This window comes from Chlorogloeopsis sp. ULAP02 (genome assembly GCF_038404745.2).
Lineage (GTDB): Bacteria > Cyanobacteriota > Cyanobacteriia > Cyanobacteriales > Nostocaceae > Chlorogloeopsis.
Map to the genome: position 1 here is coordinate 238,703 of NZ_JAYKTT020000081.1, position 17,404 is coordinate 256,106.

Below are 17,404 nucleotides of genomic sequence, written 5' to 3' on the forward strand. Positions count from 1 at the left end.
TCATTAGTCATTGGTCATGATTACAGAGGACGGATGACTGCTGAATAAATGATAAAGGACAAATGACAAAGGACAAAAATAAACTATGTTAGAAGCGTTGATTGAGCCTTTACAATACGGCTTTATGCAGCGATCGCTCGTCATTGCCATTCTAGTAGGCTTATTGTGTGCGGTTGTTGGTAGCTACTTGATGGTGCAGCGGCTAGCTTTGTTGGGTGATGCTATCAGTCACTCGGTTTTACCGGGACTAGCGATCGCTTTTCTGTTGGGGGCTAATATCTTTATTGGGGCGTTTATCGCGGGTGTGGTGAGTACTATGTGCATTGCTTTAATCAGAACGCGATCGCCCATCAAAGAAGACGCCGCGATGGGAATAGTTTTTTCGGCATTCTTTGCCCTTGGTATCACTCTAATTACCACAATTCAAAAAGAAAATAAAATCGACCTCAATCACTTCTTATTTGGTAACATTCTTGGCGTCACTGTACAAGATGTGCGCGACACTGCCATCATTGCTGCCATAGTCTTAATAGTAGTTTTTTTCTTATATAAAGAATTATTATTTTATACTTTTGATCCTTTAGGTGCGCAAGCAGCAGGTTTACCAGTCAATCGGCTCAACCTTGGACTCATGTTGTTGATTGCGCTAACAATTGTCGCTAGCATGAAAGCCGTTGGCGTCATCTTGGTATTATCACTGTTAATTACACCAGGGGCAACTGCCTACTTATTAGTTAAACGTCTGCATCAAGTGATGATTTTGGGAGCTTTAATAGGAGTAATTTCTAGTATTAGCGGTATGTATATCAGCTATTTTTATAATTTACCCTCTGGGCCAGCAATTGTGTTAGTAGTATCAGGGCTATTTGTATTGGCATTACTCTTTAGTCCTCAACATGGTGTTTTAAGAATTAGGCAGCTACAGGAAATAAAGGAGTAAAGGGTATTTGTGATTGGGTATAAAGTTAAATACTAACAATCATTTCTGTATAGACAAGACTCATTCTTGATTTTTGAAACAAATTCAGTACAGTTTTATTCTTTCTTACCTATTCCCTGGTAAGAGTTCCCTGCCCTTATGAGTGATTCAGGAATCAAATTGGATTACTATAACTTGATAAAGTAATCTGAAATAGCAGTTTCATAATCAAAACAATGAACGCAAATAGTCCTAAAATTCTCGCCCTGGATTTTGATGGTGTAATTTGCGACGGACTCATTGAGTATTTTGAAGTAGCATGGCGTACATATTGCCAAGTGTGGTTGACTAATAATCAGACACCACCAGATGATTTAGCTTCTAAATTTTATCGGCTTAGACCCGTAATTGAAACAGGTTGGGAAATGCCTGTTTTAATTAGAGTTTTGTTAGGAGGAATTGCAGAAGAAAAAATTCTCCAGGAATGGGGAACTATTGTTAAAGAAATATTGCAGAAAGAAAATCTGAATGCCAAAGAAATTGGTACAAAATTAGATCATGTGCGGGATGAGTGGATAGCTACAGATTTAGATGGATGGTTGAGCCTGCATAGATTTTATCCAGGTGTGATTGATAAAATTAAAGCAACTGCTGCTAGTTCAACTAAGCTATATATTATTACTACCAAAGAAGGGCGTTTTGTACAAAAGCTGTTGCAACAAGAAGATGTTTATCTAACACCAGAAGTAATTTTTGGCAAAGAAGTGAAGCGTCCTAAGTATGAAATTCTACGAGAATTAATTAAGTTGCATAATATCACAGCAGATGCAGTATGGTTTGTAGAAGACAGACTAAAAACATTGCAAGTAGTAGACAAGCAAATAGACTTGCAAGAGGTGAAACTATTCCTTGCAGATTGGGGTTACAATACTCCATCAGAAAAGGTAACAGCCCAAAACGATCCGCGCATCCGGCTACTATCTGTTTTTGAGTTTGCCAAAGATTTTTCAGAATGGATAGTGGTTAGTGGTGAACAAGTAAAAATAAACTCTTAATTAGCAATTACCTATTACTACCTACTACCTACTGACTACTCAATTATACAGACGCGATTAATCGCGTCTCTACTAACTACTGTAGGGCGGGTTTTAACAACAATCTCTCTAGGATAACGAAATATCTAAATAAATCCGCCCCTACAAATGACTAATGACTAATAACTAAATTCTATGCTTGACCTTAACAAACTCGCCCGCCAAATGCAGGGTTTGAGCCAACATCTTACCCTAGAAGCTGCTGCTAGTCGCCAACGTTTAGAATTAGCCCAGCAATATCTTTGCAAAGCTTATGATTCTCAATCAGAATTAGTACAGCAACAGGAAAAATGGCGCGATCGCATTCTCTTTGCCAATGCCACCCCCCTCGAACCACTTAATACCTGCATTGATATTCCCGTTCCTCCTAAAGTTCATACTGTCATCGCTACCGACGGTTCTCAAATTGCTCCCAACCACCACGAAATCGCCTATTGCTACCTCCTCAACATTGGCAGAGTCGTCTTACACTATGGACAAAATAAACACCCGCTTCTAGATAGTTTGCCAGAGGTATTTTATCGTCCAGAGGATTTATACGTTTCTCGTCAATGGGGAATCAGAACTGAAGAGTGGATGAGTTATCGCCGTACTGCTAGTGAAGCAATGGTATTGGCAGAACTAGCCTGTAGCGTAGCAGAGAACACGGGGACACGAGGAGGTGGAGACACGGGGAATGTTTTTGATAGTTTCTCCGCATCTGATAACACTGCGTTACCGCGTCTGGTTGTCTCCGCGTCTTCTTCTCCATCCCGAATCCCTACCCTCGCAATGGTGGATGGTTCGTTAATTTACTGGTTTTTAGAACAATTACCCTTTGATGCACGCGATCGCATCTTACCGCCTATCCTTGAAGCTTGGCGGCAAATGCGTGATGCTCAAATTCCCCTCATGGGCTATCTGAGTGCCTCTCGCAATATAGAAGGAATAAACTTTTTACGTCTTTTAGCCTGTACCCATCCCGCACCCGACTGCATGAGTTTTTGTCCAAATCAACTTGATAAAGTTCCTTGCAAGGTATTTGAACCACTCCGAGATTCTACCCTTTGGGCAACACAACTTAAACCGGGGCAACGCAGCCCTCTGTGGCGTAGTAATGCCCGTATTCTCGACTTATACCAAGGAGAACAGGTTTACTTTTGTTATGTTCACGTTGGTGCAGAAATTGCCCGAATCGAAGTGCCTGCTTGGGTAGCTGAAAACAAATCTTTATTTGACGAATCACTGGGATTGATGTTGGCACAAGTGCAGAAAGGATACGGTTATCCAGTGGCTATAGCCGAAGCCCACAATCAAGCAGTGGTGCGTGGTGGAGATAGAACACGTTTCTTTGCTCTTTTGGAAAGACAAATGATTAAAGCTGGCTTAAGGAATGTGGGGACTTCTTACAAAGAAGCACGCAAGCGAGGGAGTATTGCATAAAACTCAAAACTTCCACAACTAGTTGAAGGCAAAGCTACATCTACGTTACATATGCGACAATGTCGGTCAGGTCAAAAATATGAGACTCAGGTATTGAGATCCCCGACTTATAAAGAAAGTTGGGGATCTATAATCTCTCATCATTTGCATGACAGACTACTACAGTTAATGAACTATATTCAGGTAGTTAGCCATTAGCTTTTTAGCAGTCTTTTTTACACTTTTGGGTACGCTTTGATACTACTTTTGTAAGTTACCTATGTGTAAACCGCACTCTTTGGCTGTGGATTCTTCCCACCACCAGCGCCCTTCGCGCTCGTGCTGGTTGGGTAATACTGGTCTTGTACAGGGTTCGCAACCAATGCTGATAAAACCGCGTTCGTGCAATTTATTATAAGGCACATCTAAAGCACGTATATATTCCCACACTTGTGCGGAAGACCAATTTGCTAAAGGATTGAACTTAATTAATTGATGGTCTTCGGTAGAGAAGGCGGTGTCAATTTCAATTACAGGGATATAATTACGGGTACTGGGGCTTTGGTCTTTGCGTTGACCTGTGATCCAGGCATCAAGGGTATTAAGTTTGCGGCGCAGGGGCTTTACTTTCCGTATACCACAGCATTCTTTGTGACCATCTTGATAAAAACTAAACAATCCCTTCTCTTCTACTAGGGCTTGTACTTCTGCTGCATCCGGGAACATTACTTCTAATTTAATACCATAATGTTCTCTTACCTTATCCAAAAACTGATATGTTTCTGAGTGTAAGCGTCCGGTATCGAGGGTAAAAACGCGGAAGTTATTGGTGATTTTCGATGCCATATCAATGAGGACAACATCCTCAGCACCACTAAAGGAAATCGAGATATTGTTAAAGGTTTCCAGGGCAAATTTGAGAATTTCTCGTGGTGTTTTCTGATTATATTCTGCTTCTAAGGCGGCAATATTTAAATTATTTTGGGCGACTACCATGTCTGAATGTTCTCCTCTTTCTCACCCTGAATTTTACCAATTTAAGATGCTTTCGTGTGATTGCGCTTTGGGCGGCTCTTCTGGAGCGTTACCAATTTTGTAGGGTGGGTTATGGGTTAGATATCTCTAGAAAGATTTGCTTGTGAGCAATTGGATTTTTTGGAAGTCGATGGCGATCGCGTTTTTAATTGCTCTAGTAGGGCTTCACCCAAGGTAAGCCTCTTTTTGGGATACTGCTCAAGAAAAGTTGCTTGAAATCGTCCAAAATATATGAGGATAACAAACTCAAAACTCCAATAATTGTGGTTGTCAACACGAGCTTTAAAGGAATACCTAGTAAGAGTAAAACTAATGTTAACAGTGTCAAACATCCAGTACCAAGCTGACAATATGTTCGCACTTTTTCGATAAACAGCACAGAATTACGGCAATGAGAACAAAGCTTTGTATGTCTGTGCCATCTGTCATATAGCTGTTCATTATTCAAGTCTTTTGCACTGCTTTCTAGAGAAACTGCCCAACCAGGGTTACCTCCAGCAAATTCATCTAGCCATTTTCTGAAAGTAACAATACCGATATCAGCAGGGGAAGGCATAAAGTATGCCTTTTGCCATTTTTTGTGCAATGATGACTCAATACTCTCTTGAGAGTGCATCACTGTTAAATCTTGGTCACTCAGCTTGTATGTGGATAAATGTTGTAACCCGATGCGGAGATATTTGGGCAGAATCTCCAATAAAAAGTTTTTTGGAGCCGCAGCGCCATCAGAAATAAACTTACCAATATGCCTACAGTAACCCGGTTTCGTTGGAACAAAGTACAACTGAAATAGATTACTTTTCCCATTTGGATAACGATATATTGTCGTGTTAGCACAAGGCGGAGTAAACTTCCGTGTGGCGTCCATATCTTTGTTGAGGAGATTGTAGCCTGAGTGCTTGAGGGTAAAACCTTCTTCGGCAGAAATTTCTCCCATAACTGCAAAATTTTGGATTGGCACTGTTGTTTTAGGAGAAAAATAGCCAATTCCCTCGTGCAGAAATTGAGCATGAGATGGATCAAAGGTGCTTTCAACAGATACTGTGTAGCCAACGGGAACTTCTGTCATGTGCCATGCCCCAGAAGATATGTCCACTTCGCATTCTGGGATGGTAGCCGGATGCTTTAAAGTACAATCCTCAAAGGCTGTTATACTATCATCTGCCCATATCCAAAGAAGTTCTTGAGCAATTTGTGTGGGATAGGTAGTAACGTGGGATTTTAAACTATGGCAAGCAGTTTCTTCTGCACTACCAGTTAACATCGGAATTTTGGTGCATTCCCCTTCTGTGTTAAAACACCATCCGTGATGTCTGCACATTAAGTTGCCATCTTCATTAATACTTCCCAAAGATAGCTGTGCTAGTTTGTGAGGACAAAAATCATCCATTACTACCCACTTTTGATTTTTATCTCTCCAAATCACCAGTTTTTTGCCCAAAAGTGTGACAGAATTTGGAGAATCAGGATCTAGATAGCTTAATGGGCTAATTGGATACCACTGTTTAGTCCATGAAAATTGAGTTTCCATAAAAAAATTACTCAATTGTTGGTCAAAAACGCTTTTTGTGCATTTTAATTTTTAGCTTAATACTAAAATCGCGTTCACAGATAAAGTAATGAACCACTGAGGCGTAGAGAGCGCAGAGGGAAGAAAAAGAGAAATTTACCTGTATGAATGCAATTGGGTATGAGGCGATCGCATATTGTAAAAGAACCCAGTTTTTTGAAGAACCGGGTTCCTAGAATTTTATTGTAATTGTTTAATTCAGGCTCTAAGCATCAAAGCTGTCAATTTCAAATTCACAAGCTCTAGAAACCTGTTCTGCTGTAAATGGCTCAAAACTAACTAAAGGTAACATTGAAGGATTATTAATCAGTTCTTTTGCCAGTAACAATCCAGCGATTGTCCAGGTTTGATATTTTCTGGCTTGTTTGCCAATGAGTCGGCCTTTCTTACCATCGTAATACTCTGGCCATTCGTCATCTCTAAGGCGTGCTTGGGCAATTTCAATAGCTTTTTCTGCCAGGCACATTCTGTTAGTTTTTACAGCAGCAGCCGCCAACATCCACATCAAGACAGGCCAATTACCGCCATTATGATACGACCAAGGTATATTTTTGGGATCGCAGCCGGTAATCATTCTATATTCTTCGTTTTCTAATGCTGGGAAAACGATTTTCATTGGCATATCTCCGACTAGGTCTTGCCAGCGTTTTTCAATCAAATTCATAATAGCTTGTGATTGCTCTTCGCTTGCAAGATCGGAAATAATTGCCATTAAGTTTCCTAGCGCAAAGAAGCGAGTATCTAGCTGTGATGGCCCAACATTTCCTGCTAAATAACCACCTGTTTTTGGCAGCCACCGATCTAATTCATAATAGGGAAGCGAGTCTACATAAATATTAAACTGGTTTACTGCTCCCTTGCCATACTCTTCACCTTTATACCGATAAATAGCATTGAGACGAGCTAAATCTATCCAATAATGTTTACGAATGTGAGCGCGCAGAACTGGTAAGCGGTTATCAATAGCGTTAACAATATCTTGATTCCCATTACAAATTAAAAGGTCACGAGCAGCACGTAATGCAGCATAAAATAGAGATTGAATTTCTAAAGGATGCCCATAAATACCTAGACGGCGGTCAATCATACAGGCACCATCTGGAACTAGCAAAGTGGGATACATATCAAAACGTGTCGCCAAGCATAGCTCCATAATTAACCTGATACCGTATTGAAAATCAGGTTGATATGCTAATGAGTAATCTTTGGTGGCGGCAACATAAGCTTTCAATAAAATCATCCACCACAAACAAGAATCTACTGGTGTGACTCTCGCGATCGCGTGTTCACCAAAGTCAGCTTCTAAATACTCTTCACCATTTAGAGAAACTGCTTTGAAGCTGGCTGGAATCATTCCTCGACCTGGTTTGTAGGCATCTAACTGGTTCTCTTTGGGCTGTAACTTTAAAGTTTCTTCGAGAAAGTTACGAACAATATCTGTTCTGCCTTTGATCAGAAATAATATGCCAGAAGAAACAAAATCTCTAATAAAGCATTGATCGTAATTGAGCGCGTCTACTGTTCCATCCAGGGCGGCTACCGTTCCCACAGGACGCCCTTGATAGTACATAATTGTTTTTTCTAGTGCTTCCCATGCTTCATTTTCTAGAGATTTAATTGTTACCAAGTCTTCTAGTTGCATTGCCAGAACCGCTCCCTATAAATTTAGATTTAGATTTTTTGGTAGACGCATAATGCTTTATTTATCCCACTTTTATCATCATAACAATCTCATCTTTACGAATGATAATTATGGGAATAATTAGCGCAAATTTAACTGAAATAAATGCTTATTTCAGCAGTCTTATTGACATTTAATTGCTTGTATTTAGTCTTTCTACAGGTGAATTAAAATTAGTATTCTTCCACCGTATTAAGTTAGATAATTGCTGATTTTAGTCAGAGCAAATCTATCTAGAGATTGTGACTTTCTATCCTTAAGAGTCAATGAGTTTGCTTAACAACACAAAAACGTATCTTGTTACGATTGAAGTTTTTATATTAATTCCAAGCTCATTTAAGTAAATTTACTTAAATCTTAGATAGATGATTGAGGCTGTAGATGAAATGAACTGAACCTCATAATAAAAAATTATAACGAATTTTCACATTACGCAACATTAGACTTAAAAAATTATCTTTTGTTCCTTTTGATGAAAAAGTATTTTATACTGCTCGTTTTTGCATATTTACTGAATTAAAGTGGCTCTTAGCAACGTTTACGAGTGATGCTATCCAAAATCATAAAATAATCAAGTAATGTTTAAAACATTAAAATAATTAGTAAATGACGTAAAAGAATGATAATTATGCAAAATCAGTATATATATAACATTTTGTAATTTATTGAAGTATGTACTGTGATAATTTGATGACTATACACTTATCAATAGTTACTTAAAAGCAATAATTCTTTAAAAGGCGATCGCACAATATATAAATAATTCAGAGCGATCGTGTTTGGGAAAGGGAAATTTGCCTAGTTGGTTGATGTGAGTGGGTAGTTCATTATTACTATTATCTGATTTTGCTGAAAAGATTTTGAAAAACGTAGACGCGCAAGCGGCTTGCCGCAGGCTACCACAAAGAACACAAAAAGCGCAAAGAATGAAGGGGGAGAAGCCATTCAAGCTTCTACCTTGACTCCATGCTCTAGCTTATCCGCCAATACCCGTAACGCTAGTGCTTTGACTCTAGCAATAGCTTCTTCCCGCGTCTGTCCATAAGCTAGTACACCAGGAAAATTTATCACTTCTGCTAAAAAGCGTCCATCCTGTTCTTGTTCAATTTCAATCGTGAAGTTCATATCCTGTAAAGGTATGGTAATAAAAGCTCTGTTTTGATAAAACCATCAATTTATTTATATGACTTCAGTTGATTTTAGCAAACACAAAAAAGCCAAAGCCCTCAAACCTAATAGCCGTCGCCCTGCCAAGGAACTATGTAGTGAATGCGGTCTATGCGATACATATTATATTCACTATGTCAAGGAAGCCTGCGCTTTTATTAATCAACAGATAGATGAACTAGAAGAACAAACCCATACTCGCTCCCGCAATTTGGATAACCCTGATGAACTTTATTTTGGTGTTCACCAACAGATGATGGCGGCGCGGAAAACTGAACCAATTCCTGGTGCTCAGTGGACGGGTATTGTGAGTACGATCGCGATTGAAATGCTAAATTGCGGCATGGTAGAGGGTGTTGTCTGCGTCCAAAATACTAAGGAAGATCGCTTTCAACCAATGCCTATTATTGCTCGCACTCCAGAAGAAATACTGGCAGCACGGGTAAATAAACCAACGCTTTCCCCGAATCTTTCGGTGTTGGAACAGGTGGAAAAATCAGGGATGAAGCGGCTGTTGGTGATTGGTGTTGGTTGCCAAATTCAGGCGTTGCGTGCCGTGGAACAAAAACTGGGTTTAGAAAAGCTTTATGTTTTGGGTACGCCTTGTGTAGATAATGTGAATCGGGCTGGGCTACAAAAATTTCTGGAAACCACAAGCAAATCTCCCGATACAGTTGTATATTACGAGTTTATGCAAGATTTTCGGGTTCACTTTAAGCACGAGGATGGATCAACAGAGACTGTGCCTTTCTTTGGCTTGAAGACGAACCAGCTTAAGGATGTATTTGCCCCTTCGTGCATGAGTTGTTTTGATTATGTAAACTCTTTGGCTGATTTGGTTGTGGGTTATATGGGTGCGCCTTTTGGCTGGCAGTGGATTTTGGTTAGAAATGAACGCGGCAAAGAAATGCTGGAATTGGTAAAAGATCAGATCGAAACTCAGCCAGTGATGTCTAAAGGCGATCGCAAAGCTGCTGTGCAACAAAGTATACCAGCTTACGACAAAGGTGTGACTCTGCCGATGTGGGCAGCAAAACTCATGGGCGTAGTAATTGAAAAAATCGGCCCTAAAGGTTTAGAATACGCTCGTTTCTCGATTGATTCTCATTTCACCCGCAACTACTTATATGTGAAGCGGAATCATCCAGAGAAATTAGATGAACATGTGCCAGAATTTGCCAAGGGGATTGTTGGGCAGTACAAATTGCCTGAGTGAGACAAAATTATCCAAATTTGAATTGTGTAAAGGGGTTGTATCCATACTGAATGCAACCCTTAAATTGTCCTGTACGCCAAGCAAAATCCATTAGCCACCTACCCAAACTTTTTTTATCACGCACTTTGAGTAGAAGGTGTAACGGAAGTATTACTGCTGCTTTGACAAAAGTTTTCCATGTGATTAGTCTAGGCATACCTTTTGGTAAATGCTTTCTATACAACAATGGTTCTTGACAACCCATGTTCCAGCTGCGCAGATACATTCCTTTTAAAGTGTGACGAAATCTAAAATATATTAAAGCTTCTGGAATATAGTGTAGTTTTGTTCCTAACTGCTGTATTCTCCAACAATAATCTACATCTTCAATGCCTAGAATTGATTCATCAAAACCACTGATCGCTTCATGAATAGAACGTTTAACTCCAAGATTATTAGCACCCGCAAATGGTAAATATCCTGCGGCTTCGTGTAGTCCAGTTTCTTGGATGCCAAAGCATTCAAATACCCAATGTTCGTTGAGTTTTTTATAATCCTTTTGTCCAGCAACAAAGTCATACTTTTTGAGTGCTTCTCCCATTGCTGCTACCCAGCCAGGAGCAATGATATCGTCTGCATCACAAAATGCTAATGCCTTGCCTTTAGCAAAACTTACACCAACATTACGCGCGTATGCCGCTCCTCTTTTTTTAGAAGCATCAACCAATCTCAGATTAGGCATCTTATTCTGAAATTTTTCTATAATTGCAATTGTTTCATCGCTAGAACCATTATCTGCAAAAATAACTTCCCAAGGTTCATACCATTTTTGTTGAGCTAGTGCTTCTAATTGCATGACAATTGTATCACCTGCATTATAACAGGCTATAATTACACTTAAATTCATACCAGTTGAATTCCTTAGATAAAAACTACTTAATTGCGCGAATATCGAACAAACAAAAATTTTATGATGAGGAAAATTGGTAGCAAACCGTGATTGTTTACTAGTGAAATTAATAAATTGTCGGCAATTTTTTAAACTACTGCATCAGATTTAGTTGCAATCAATTTACACACTTCTACTCACTAACAAATTTAGTTAGTGATAAAAATATGATTATGAAATTTGCAAAAATATCAGGCAGTAATCGTCTTGTTTAAATAGTTAATTGATAAAGGTGAAAATCAATTCAGAACTTGATGAAATAGTAATGTAGGCAAAAAAATATTGTGAATAGATATGCAACAAATATGCAACAGATGTACAGCAAGCAAACATCTGGTACATTGTTTCTTATTGAACTGATGTGAGTTTGACTAGACTGCCAAAGCAGGCTATGTCAGAATATTAGGCAACTCCCACTGCTTCTATCGCTGCTTCCAGGGCGATCGCTATATGAGTCCAATGGGTTCCGCCTTGGCAGTAAACAATATACGGTTCCCGCAAAGGGCCATCGGCTGAAAATTCTAGGGTGCTACCCTCAATAAATGTCCCACCAGCCATGACTACTTTGCTCTCATAGCCTGGCATTTCTGCTGGTTCGGGATCTAGGTAGGAACCAATTGGAGAATGCTGTTGTATCGCCCGACAAAAAGCAATTAGCTTTTCTTTTGAACCAAGTTTAATTGCCTGGATCACATCACGACGAGGAGCAAGGGGTGCGGGATTGACTGGATAACCAAGTTTGTCAAAAACGTAACCAGTTAAATGAGTCCCTTTCATTGCTTCTCCTACCATCTGGGGCGCGAGAAATAAGCCTTGGAAAAGCAAACGATTTTGGTCAAAAGTAGCACCGCCGTAACTACCTATACCAGGAGCGGTGAGACGACAAGCAGCTGCTTCTACCAATTCAGCATGACCGGCAACATAACCACCAGCAGTAGCGATGGTTCCACCTGGATTTTTGATCAAAGAACCCGCCATCAAATCAGCACCGACGTGGGTGGGCTCACGGGTATCGATGAATTCTCCGTAGCAGTTGTCAACAAAGCAAATGGTGTTGGGGTTTTGTTGTTTGACTATGTGAATAATTTTTTCAATCTCAAAAATAGATAAGCTAGCACGCCAGGAATAGCCACAAGAGCGCTGAATTAATACTAAACGGGTGCGATCGCCTATCGCGTGGCTTAAAGCTTGCCAATCTACTGTTCCTTCTGGAGTAAGATCCAATTGGCGGTAGCTAATGCCAAACTCAATCAGGGAGCCTTGACTATGACCTCTTAAACCAATGACTTCTTCTAATGTGTCGTAGGGTGCGCCTGCCACCGCTAGCATTTCGTCTCCAGGACGAAGGACACCAAATAAGGCAGTTGCGATCGCGTGAGTTCCCGAAACGAATTGCACTCGTACTACCGCAGCTTCCGCTCCCATGACATCGGCAAAAACTTGATCTAAGGTTTCTCGCCCTAAATCATCGTGTCCGTATCCTGTGACACCTGCAAAATGGTGTGCGCCAACTCTGTGATGGCGAAAAGAATGTAACACTCGTTGAAGATTTTGCTTGACCTGAGCGTCAATTCCAGAAAAAATCTGTAACAGTGCCTGTTCTGCTTGCCGCAGCTGTTCCAAGCTGTTCATTAGTCCCCCATTTGCAAAAATAATAATATTGCGGATTTAAAAATCACGCTTTTCTCAGGCTGAACAAATTTTATTCAGGTTACTGCATGACAATTGCTACCTCAACCAAACCTCAAATTCACTGGGTTAACACCCTATTCTTCGTTGGTGTGCATCTCGGAGCTTTGCTTGTCCTACTGCCTAGTAATTGGAACTGGAAAGCAGTAGGTGTGGCGCTACTTCTTTACTGGATTACCGGCGGCTTAGGTATTACCCTGGGATTTCATCGCCTTGTTACCCACCGCAGTTTTCAAGCTCCTAAGTGGTTGGAATATTTTCTAGTATTTTGTGGCACACTTGCTTGTCAGGGTGGGCCAATTGAGTGGATTGGTACACACCGTATGCACCATCTGTACTCAGATCAAGAAAAAGATCCCCACGATTCCAATAAGGGCTTTTGGTGGAGCCACATGGGTTGGTTGATTTACAAAAGAGACGATGATGAAGCAGAAATTCCTCGCTTTACTAAAGACATTGCCGACGACCCAGTTTATCAGTTTTTAGACAACAATATGATTTTCATCCAGATTGCGCTGGGTGTAGTACTGTTGCTTTTGGGTGGTTGGTCGTTTGTTGTTTGGGGAATTTTTGCCCGCATTGTTTTCGTTTGGCATTGCACTTGGTTGGTGAACAGTGCCACCCATAAATTTGGCTATCGCAGTCACGAATCTGGAGATAACTCAACTAACTGCTGGTGGGTGGCCTTACTCGTGTTTGGTGAGGGTTGGCACAATAATCACCATGCTTATCAATACTCGGCTCGCCATGGTTTGGAATGGTGGGAAATCGACCTCACCTGGATGACTATTCAACTGCTACAGACACTTGGGCTGGCTACAAATGTCAAGCTGGCAGAGAAAAAGTAGTTAGATGACTTTAGTCGTTAATCACTTAGTGATGAAGTAGCGCTGTGTGCGATTTTTAGCTACCCTCGCTTTTGGGCAACAGCCCCAAAAAAAGCGGGGGTTTTTAATCTTAAATTTTAGAAACAGGGCAGTTTATACGTGCATTGAGAGGCGTTAGGTTGATATAATCCAAATCGCTAATGTTACGGAACTTTGCGACAAGCCACTTTTTTTAGTGACTTGAGTGTAAGGTTTTTTGTTTTGAGTTATTCATGACAACAACAACAATAAACACCTTAAAGCCAGCTAACGACCTTGGGACTTCCAACTTCAAGCTCAAAGATATTATCAAAAGCCTGCCTAAGGAATGCTTTGTCAAGGATCGTCGCAAAGCTTGGATAGGAGTTCTGACTAATGTGTTAATGGTTGGCTTAGGCTATTGGAGTCTCACTATTGCTCCTTGGTTTCTCTTGCCTGTAGCCTGGATTTTTACTGGCACTGCCTTGACAGGTTTTTTTGTGATCGGCCATGATTGCGGTCATCGTTCGTTTGCTAAACGCCGCTGGGTAAACGATTTGGTGGGGCATTTAATAATGATGCCGTTAATTTATCCTTTCCATAGTTGGCGAATTCAGCATAATTATCACCATGCTCACACCAATGAATTGGAAGAAGACAACGCTTGGCATCCAATTAGACCAAAAGAATATGAAAGTTGGGGAAAACTCTCAAAGTGGGGTTTTCAGCTGCTCATGGGTAAGCGCCTATGGTGGATAGCCTCAATCTTACATTGGGCAGCTTTGCACTTTGATTGGACTAAATTCCGCGCTAAAGATCAATCCAGCGTGAAGCTTTCTGTAGCTGTAGTAGTGCTGTTCGCAGTAATATTTTTCCCTTTAATATTTGCCACTGTAGGTGTCTGGGGATTTATCAAATTTTGGTTTATCCCTTGGCTCGTTTTCCATTTCTGGATGAGTACTTTTACTTTGGTTCACCATACTGCTCCAGAAATTCCTTTTGTGGAATCAACAAAGTGGAACCCTGCTTTAGCACAATTGTCTGGCACAGTTCACTGTGATTACCCACGCTGGGTAGAATTTCTTTGCCATGATATTAATGTCCACGTTCCTCATCATATTTCTACAGCTATTCCTTCTTATAATTTGCGGCTAGCTCATCGCAGCCTGAAAGAAAATTGGGGGAATTATCTATATCCTGAATGCCGATTTTCTTGGTCTTTAATCACAAAGATTACAGACAAATGCCATCTATACACAACTGATGTTGGGTATCAATCTTTTAAGGATTATTATGCAGCGCAATCAACGGTTTCTCGTTCGGCTTGATCTAAAGCACAAGCTCTGCGTTTAAATCCAAGCAAGCGTTGATAGTTGTGTTCATCTAACCGATGCTGGCAATTCACTATTCAAATGTGTGGAGAATTGCCAGTTTATAGTCTCTTGGGTATTGCAGATTTAAGACGACAATACCTCACAAAATTCCGATTTATATCCAACAACAAAAGACAGTGCAATCCAAAGTTACTCAGTTAAACAATCCTTCTAGCTGCGAATCATCCTATGAAGCAAACACGTTACCGTTTTCTCTTGGCGATTTGAAAACTGCAATTCCAGCGGAATGTTTTCGTCCTCACACGGGAAAATCTTTATATTATTTCTTTCGTGATGTTTTGTGCATTAGCCTGCTGTATGTGATCGCTCTAACTTGGGATTCTTGGTTTTTCATGCCGATTTTTTGGGTAATGCAAGGAACGATGTTTTGGGCTTTGTTCGTGGTGGGGCATGACTGCGGACATCAATCTTTTTCTAAACATAAATGGCTTAATGATTTAATTGGACATTTATCTCACACGCCAATACTTGTTCCTTATCATGGCTGGCGAATTAGCCATAGAACTCATCACAAAAATACTGGTAACATCGATGATGATGAAAGCTGGTATCCCGTTACAGAATCACAGTACAAAACAATGCCTTTGATTCAAAAACTTGGGCGTTATTATTTGTTTTTGTTAGCTTACCCGGTGTATTTGTTCAAGCGTTCTCCTAACAAGTCAGGATCGCACTTTTTACCTAGCAGCCCACTTTTTAAACCTTCAGAAAAATGGGATGTTATTACCAGCACTACGCTTTGGACTTTGATGATCGCTTTACTAGGGTTTCTCACCTACGAATGGGGTTGGATGTGGTTGCTGAAATACTACGTTGGGCCATATATCGTATTTATTATTTGGCTTGATTTAGTCACATTTTTGCACCATACTGAGCCTGATATCCCTTGGTATCGCGGCAAAGATTGGTATTTTCTCAAAGGTGCTCTTTCAACTGTTGACCGGGATTATGGTTTTATCAATCACATCCATCACAATATTGGTACTCATGTTGCCCACCATATTTTCCTGAATATCCCTCACTACAATTTGCAGCAGGCAACCGAGGCAATTAAACCTGTTTTGGGTGATTACTTTCGTAAATCTGAAGAACCTATTTTGCGTGCTTTATGGCGTTCCTGTACAAGTTGTCATTTTGTACCGGATACTGGCAGAAAAGTTTACTACACTAGCCCCAGGCAGGTGGATTTGAGCTGATTAAAACCTACCATTGCCTTGTACAATGTGCTTAACAGTAGTTAGACTTTCTAAGCTAATTAAACCGCGTCGATGACCTCTTTGATTAGACATACCTAGAAATACCCCATCTCCCCGCGCAGGGTTGCGAGTAAAGCGCGGGGAAGCATTGATGTAGCTGGAAGCACTGTTAACTCCCAGGGCAAATTGCCGACTTTCTTGGTAAGATTCTGTAACAATACAGTCGGCATGACCGCTACTGTAATGATTAATCCAGGCGATCGCTGCTTCTAGGCTATCTACAAGTTTGAAAGCTACTGTGTTGTTTAAATAAGCGTTTCCCCATTCTCCATCCTTTGCTAAGTGCAGTTGCGGAAAAGCTTCTACAAGTTCCGCATCTGCTTTGATTTCAAAGCCTTTTTCCTGTAAGCTGTTCCACAAGGTGATTAAGGATGATGGCATCGCTTGGCGATGAATTAGTACTTTTTCAATGGCGTTGACAGGATCTGGTTCGCTACAGTGGCTATCAACAATCATCCAGCGCACCATTTCTAAACTGCCACTCAACGACCAATAAAGGTAACAATTACCCATCGCTGACTTTAATACTGGTGCTGTGGACTGCCGTACTACCTGCTGAATTAAACTAGAACGTCCGTAGGGAATAACTAAATTCAGGTACTGATCTTGGGTAACCAAATCACGGATGGAAGCGCCATGTTCTGCTTTGATTAGTTCGATACAACCAGAAGGCAACCCTGCATCCATAATCCCATTTTGCAAGGCATTGGCGATCGCTTCGTTAGAGTGGCTAGCTTCCGTGCTGCCTTTGAGAATTAGAGAGTTGCCAGTTTTGATACACAAACCAGCCGCGATCACAGCTAATTCTGGGAAGGCTTCGTAAATAAAAGCTATCACTCCCAAAGGCATTAACTGTGTATAAGTTTGAGAGTCTTCGAGTTGGTAATCAGCACTCCGTACCCGTCGCAGCGGATCTGATAACTCTCCTAACCTTTGTAAAGTTTCGACAGCCTCTTCCAGTCGTTTTGGCGTCAGCTTCAGCCAATCCAAAATTAAATCTGGTACAGCCATTTCCCTGCTGGCTTCTAAATCTAAGGTATTAGCTTCCAGAATATCGTCAAAAGAGTGCCTTAATGCCTCTGCCATTGCCAAGACAGCACGACTGCGATCTGCGCCTTTAGTAATTCCCAGCTTTAGGGAAGCGCCATATGCACGTCTAGCGCTAGCAATAGGTTCGAGGTTATCATCCAAAACATCCACTATCATTGA

15 protein-coding genes are annotated in these 17,404 nt (G+C 40.7%); 7 read left to right on the forward strand and 8 right to left on the reverse strand.

Annotated elements, in window-relative coordinates:
* Positions 1-85 precede the first annotated feature (85 nt).
* The 3 genes from U2718_RS29940 to U2718_RS29950 all read left to right on the forward strand — a co-directional run bounded on the left by U2718_RS29940 (position 86) and on the right by U2718_RS29950 (position 3,435).
* Positions 86-940 carry a metal ABC transporter permease gene (locus tag U2718_RS29940; RefSeq protein WP_342001118.1) on the forward strand — a complete coding sequence of 285 codons (855 nt, stop codon included), beginning with the start codon at positions 86-88 and terminating at the stop codon, positions 938-940.
* A gap of 215 nt (positions 941-1,155) precedes the next feature.
* Positions 1,156-1,974 (forward strand): HAD family hydrolase, encoded by an 819-nt coding sequence (locus tag U2718_RS29945; RefSeq protein ID WP_342001119.1) that lies wholly within the window; start codon positions 1,156-1,158, stop codon positions 1,972-1,974.
* Between the two features lie 174 nt (positions 1,975-2,148).
* A complete protein-coding gene (locus U2718_RS29950; protein WP_342001121.1) occupies positions 2,149-3,435 on the forward strand; it encodes a DNA double-strand break repair nuclease NurA in 1,287 nt (428 codons plus the stop codon).
* A 240-nt stretch (positions 3,436-3,675) separates the two neighbouring features.
* Here the strand turns inward: U2718_RS29950 and U2718_RS29955 are convergent, their stop codons facing one another.
* The 5 genes from U2718_RS29955 to U2718_RS29975 form a co-directional block, all read right to left on the reverse strand.
* Positions 3,676-4,410 carry a phosphoadenylyl-sulfate reductase gene (locus tag U2718_RS29955; protein WP_342001122.1) on the reverse strand — a complete coding sequence of 245 codons (735 nt, stop codon included), beginning with the start codon at positions 4,408-4,410 and terminating at the stop codon, positions 3,676-3,678.
* Between the two features lie 193 nt (positions 4,411-4,603).
* Positions 4,604-5,980, reverse strand: coding sequence for a Rieske 2Fe-2S domain-containing protein (locus U2718_RS29960; RefSeq protein WP_342001124.1), 1,377 nt, complete (start codon positions 5,978-5,980; stop codon positions 4,604-4,606).
* Positions 5,981-6,224: 244 nt separating this feature from the next.
* Positions 6,225-7,661 (reverse strand): glycoside hydrolase 100 family protein, encoded by a 1,437-nt coding sequence (locus tag U2718_RS29965; protein ID WP_342001125.1) that lies wholly within the window; start codon positions 7,659-7,661, stop codon positions 6,225-6,227.
* A 772-nt stretch (positions 7,662-8,433) separates the two neighbouring features.
* Complete coding sequence (locus tag U2718_RS29970; protein WP_342001127.1) at positions 8,434-8,649, reverse strand: hypothetical protein; 216 nt, start codon at positions 8,647-8,649, stop codon at positions 8,434-8,436.
* Positions 8,646-8,825, reverse strand: a complete 180-nt coding sequence (locus U2718_RS29975; RefSeq protein WP_342001128.1) for a type II toxin-antitoxin system HicB family antitoxin — start codon at positions 8,823-8,825, stop codon at positions 8,646-8,648. Before U2718_RS29975 ends, U2718_RS29970 begins: the two co-directional genes overlap by 4 nt.
* Positions 8,826-8,883: 58 nt before the next feature.
* Between U2718_RS29975 and U2718_RS29980 the strand changes: the two genes are divergently transcribed.
* Positions 8,884-10,083: a Coenzyme F420 hydrogenase/dehydrogenase, beta subunit C-terminal domain gene (locus U2718_RS29980; protein ID WP_342001130.1), complete on the forward strand. Its 1,200-nt coding sequence runs from the start codon at positions 8,884-8,886 to the stop codon at positions 10,081-10,083.
* A 7-nt stretch (positions 10,084-10,090) separates the two neighbouring features.
* Here the strand turns inward: U2718_RS29980 and U2718_RS29985 are convergent, their stop codons facing one another.
* Together U2718_RS29985 and U2718_RS29990 are read right to left on the reverse strand one after the other, a co-directional pair.
* A complete protein-coding gene (locus U2718_RS29985) occupies positions 10,091-10,969 on the reverse strand; it encodes a glycosyltransferase family A protein (RefSeq protein WP_342001131.1) in 879 nt (292 codons plus the stop codon).
* Between the two features lie 444 nt (positions 10,970-11,413).
* Positions 11,414-12,643 (reverse strand): methionine gamma-lyase family protein, encoded by a 1,230-nt coding sequence (locus U2718_RS29990; RefSeq protein ID WP_342001133.1) that lies wholly within the window; start codon positions 12,641-12,643, stop codon positions 11,414-11,416.
* 86 nt (positions 12,644-12,729) lie between these two features.
* Between U2718_RS29990 and U2718_RS29995 the strand changes: the two genes are divergently transcribed.
* From U2718_RS29995 to U2718_RS30005, 3 genes are all read left to right on the forward strand, one after another.
* Positions 12,730-13,548: an acyl-CoA desaturase gene (locus tag U2718_RS29995; protein ID WP_342001134.1), complete on the forward strand. Its 819-nt coding sequence runs from the start codon at positions 12,730-12,732 to the stop codon at positions 13,546-13,548.
* Positions 13,549-13,799: 251 nt separating this feature from the next.
* Positions 13,800-14,873 carry a fatty acid desaturase gene (locus tag U2718_RS30000; protein ID WP_342001136.1) on the forward strand — a complete coding sequence of 358 codons (1,074 nt, stop codon included), beginning with the start codon at positions 13,800-13,802 and terminating at the stop codon, positions 14,871-14,873.
* A gap of 182 nt (positions 14,874-15,055) precedes the next feature.
* A complete protein-coding gene (locus U2718_RS30005) occupies positions 15,056-16,135 on the forward strand; it encodes a fatty acid desaturase (protein ID WP_342001137.1) in 1,080 nt (359 codons plus the stop codon).
* Here U2718_RS30005 and U2718_RS30010 read toward each other — a convergent pair whose 3' ends face one another.
* Positions 16,136-17,401 carry a glutamate-5-semialdehyde dehydrogenase gene (locus U2718_RS30010; RefSeq protein ID WP_342001139.1) on the reverse strand — a complete coding sequence of 422 codons (1,266 nt, stop codon included), beginning with the start codon at positions 17,399-17,401 and terminating at the stop codon, positions 16,136-16,138.
* Positions 17,402-17,404 lie beyond the last annotated feature (3 nt).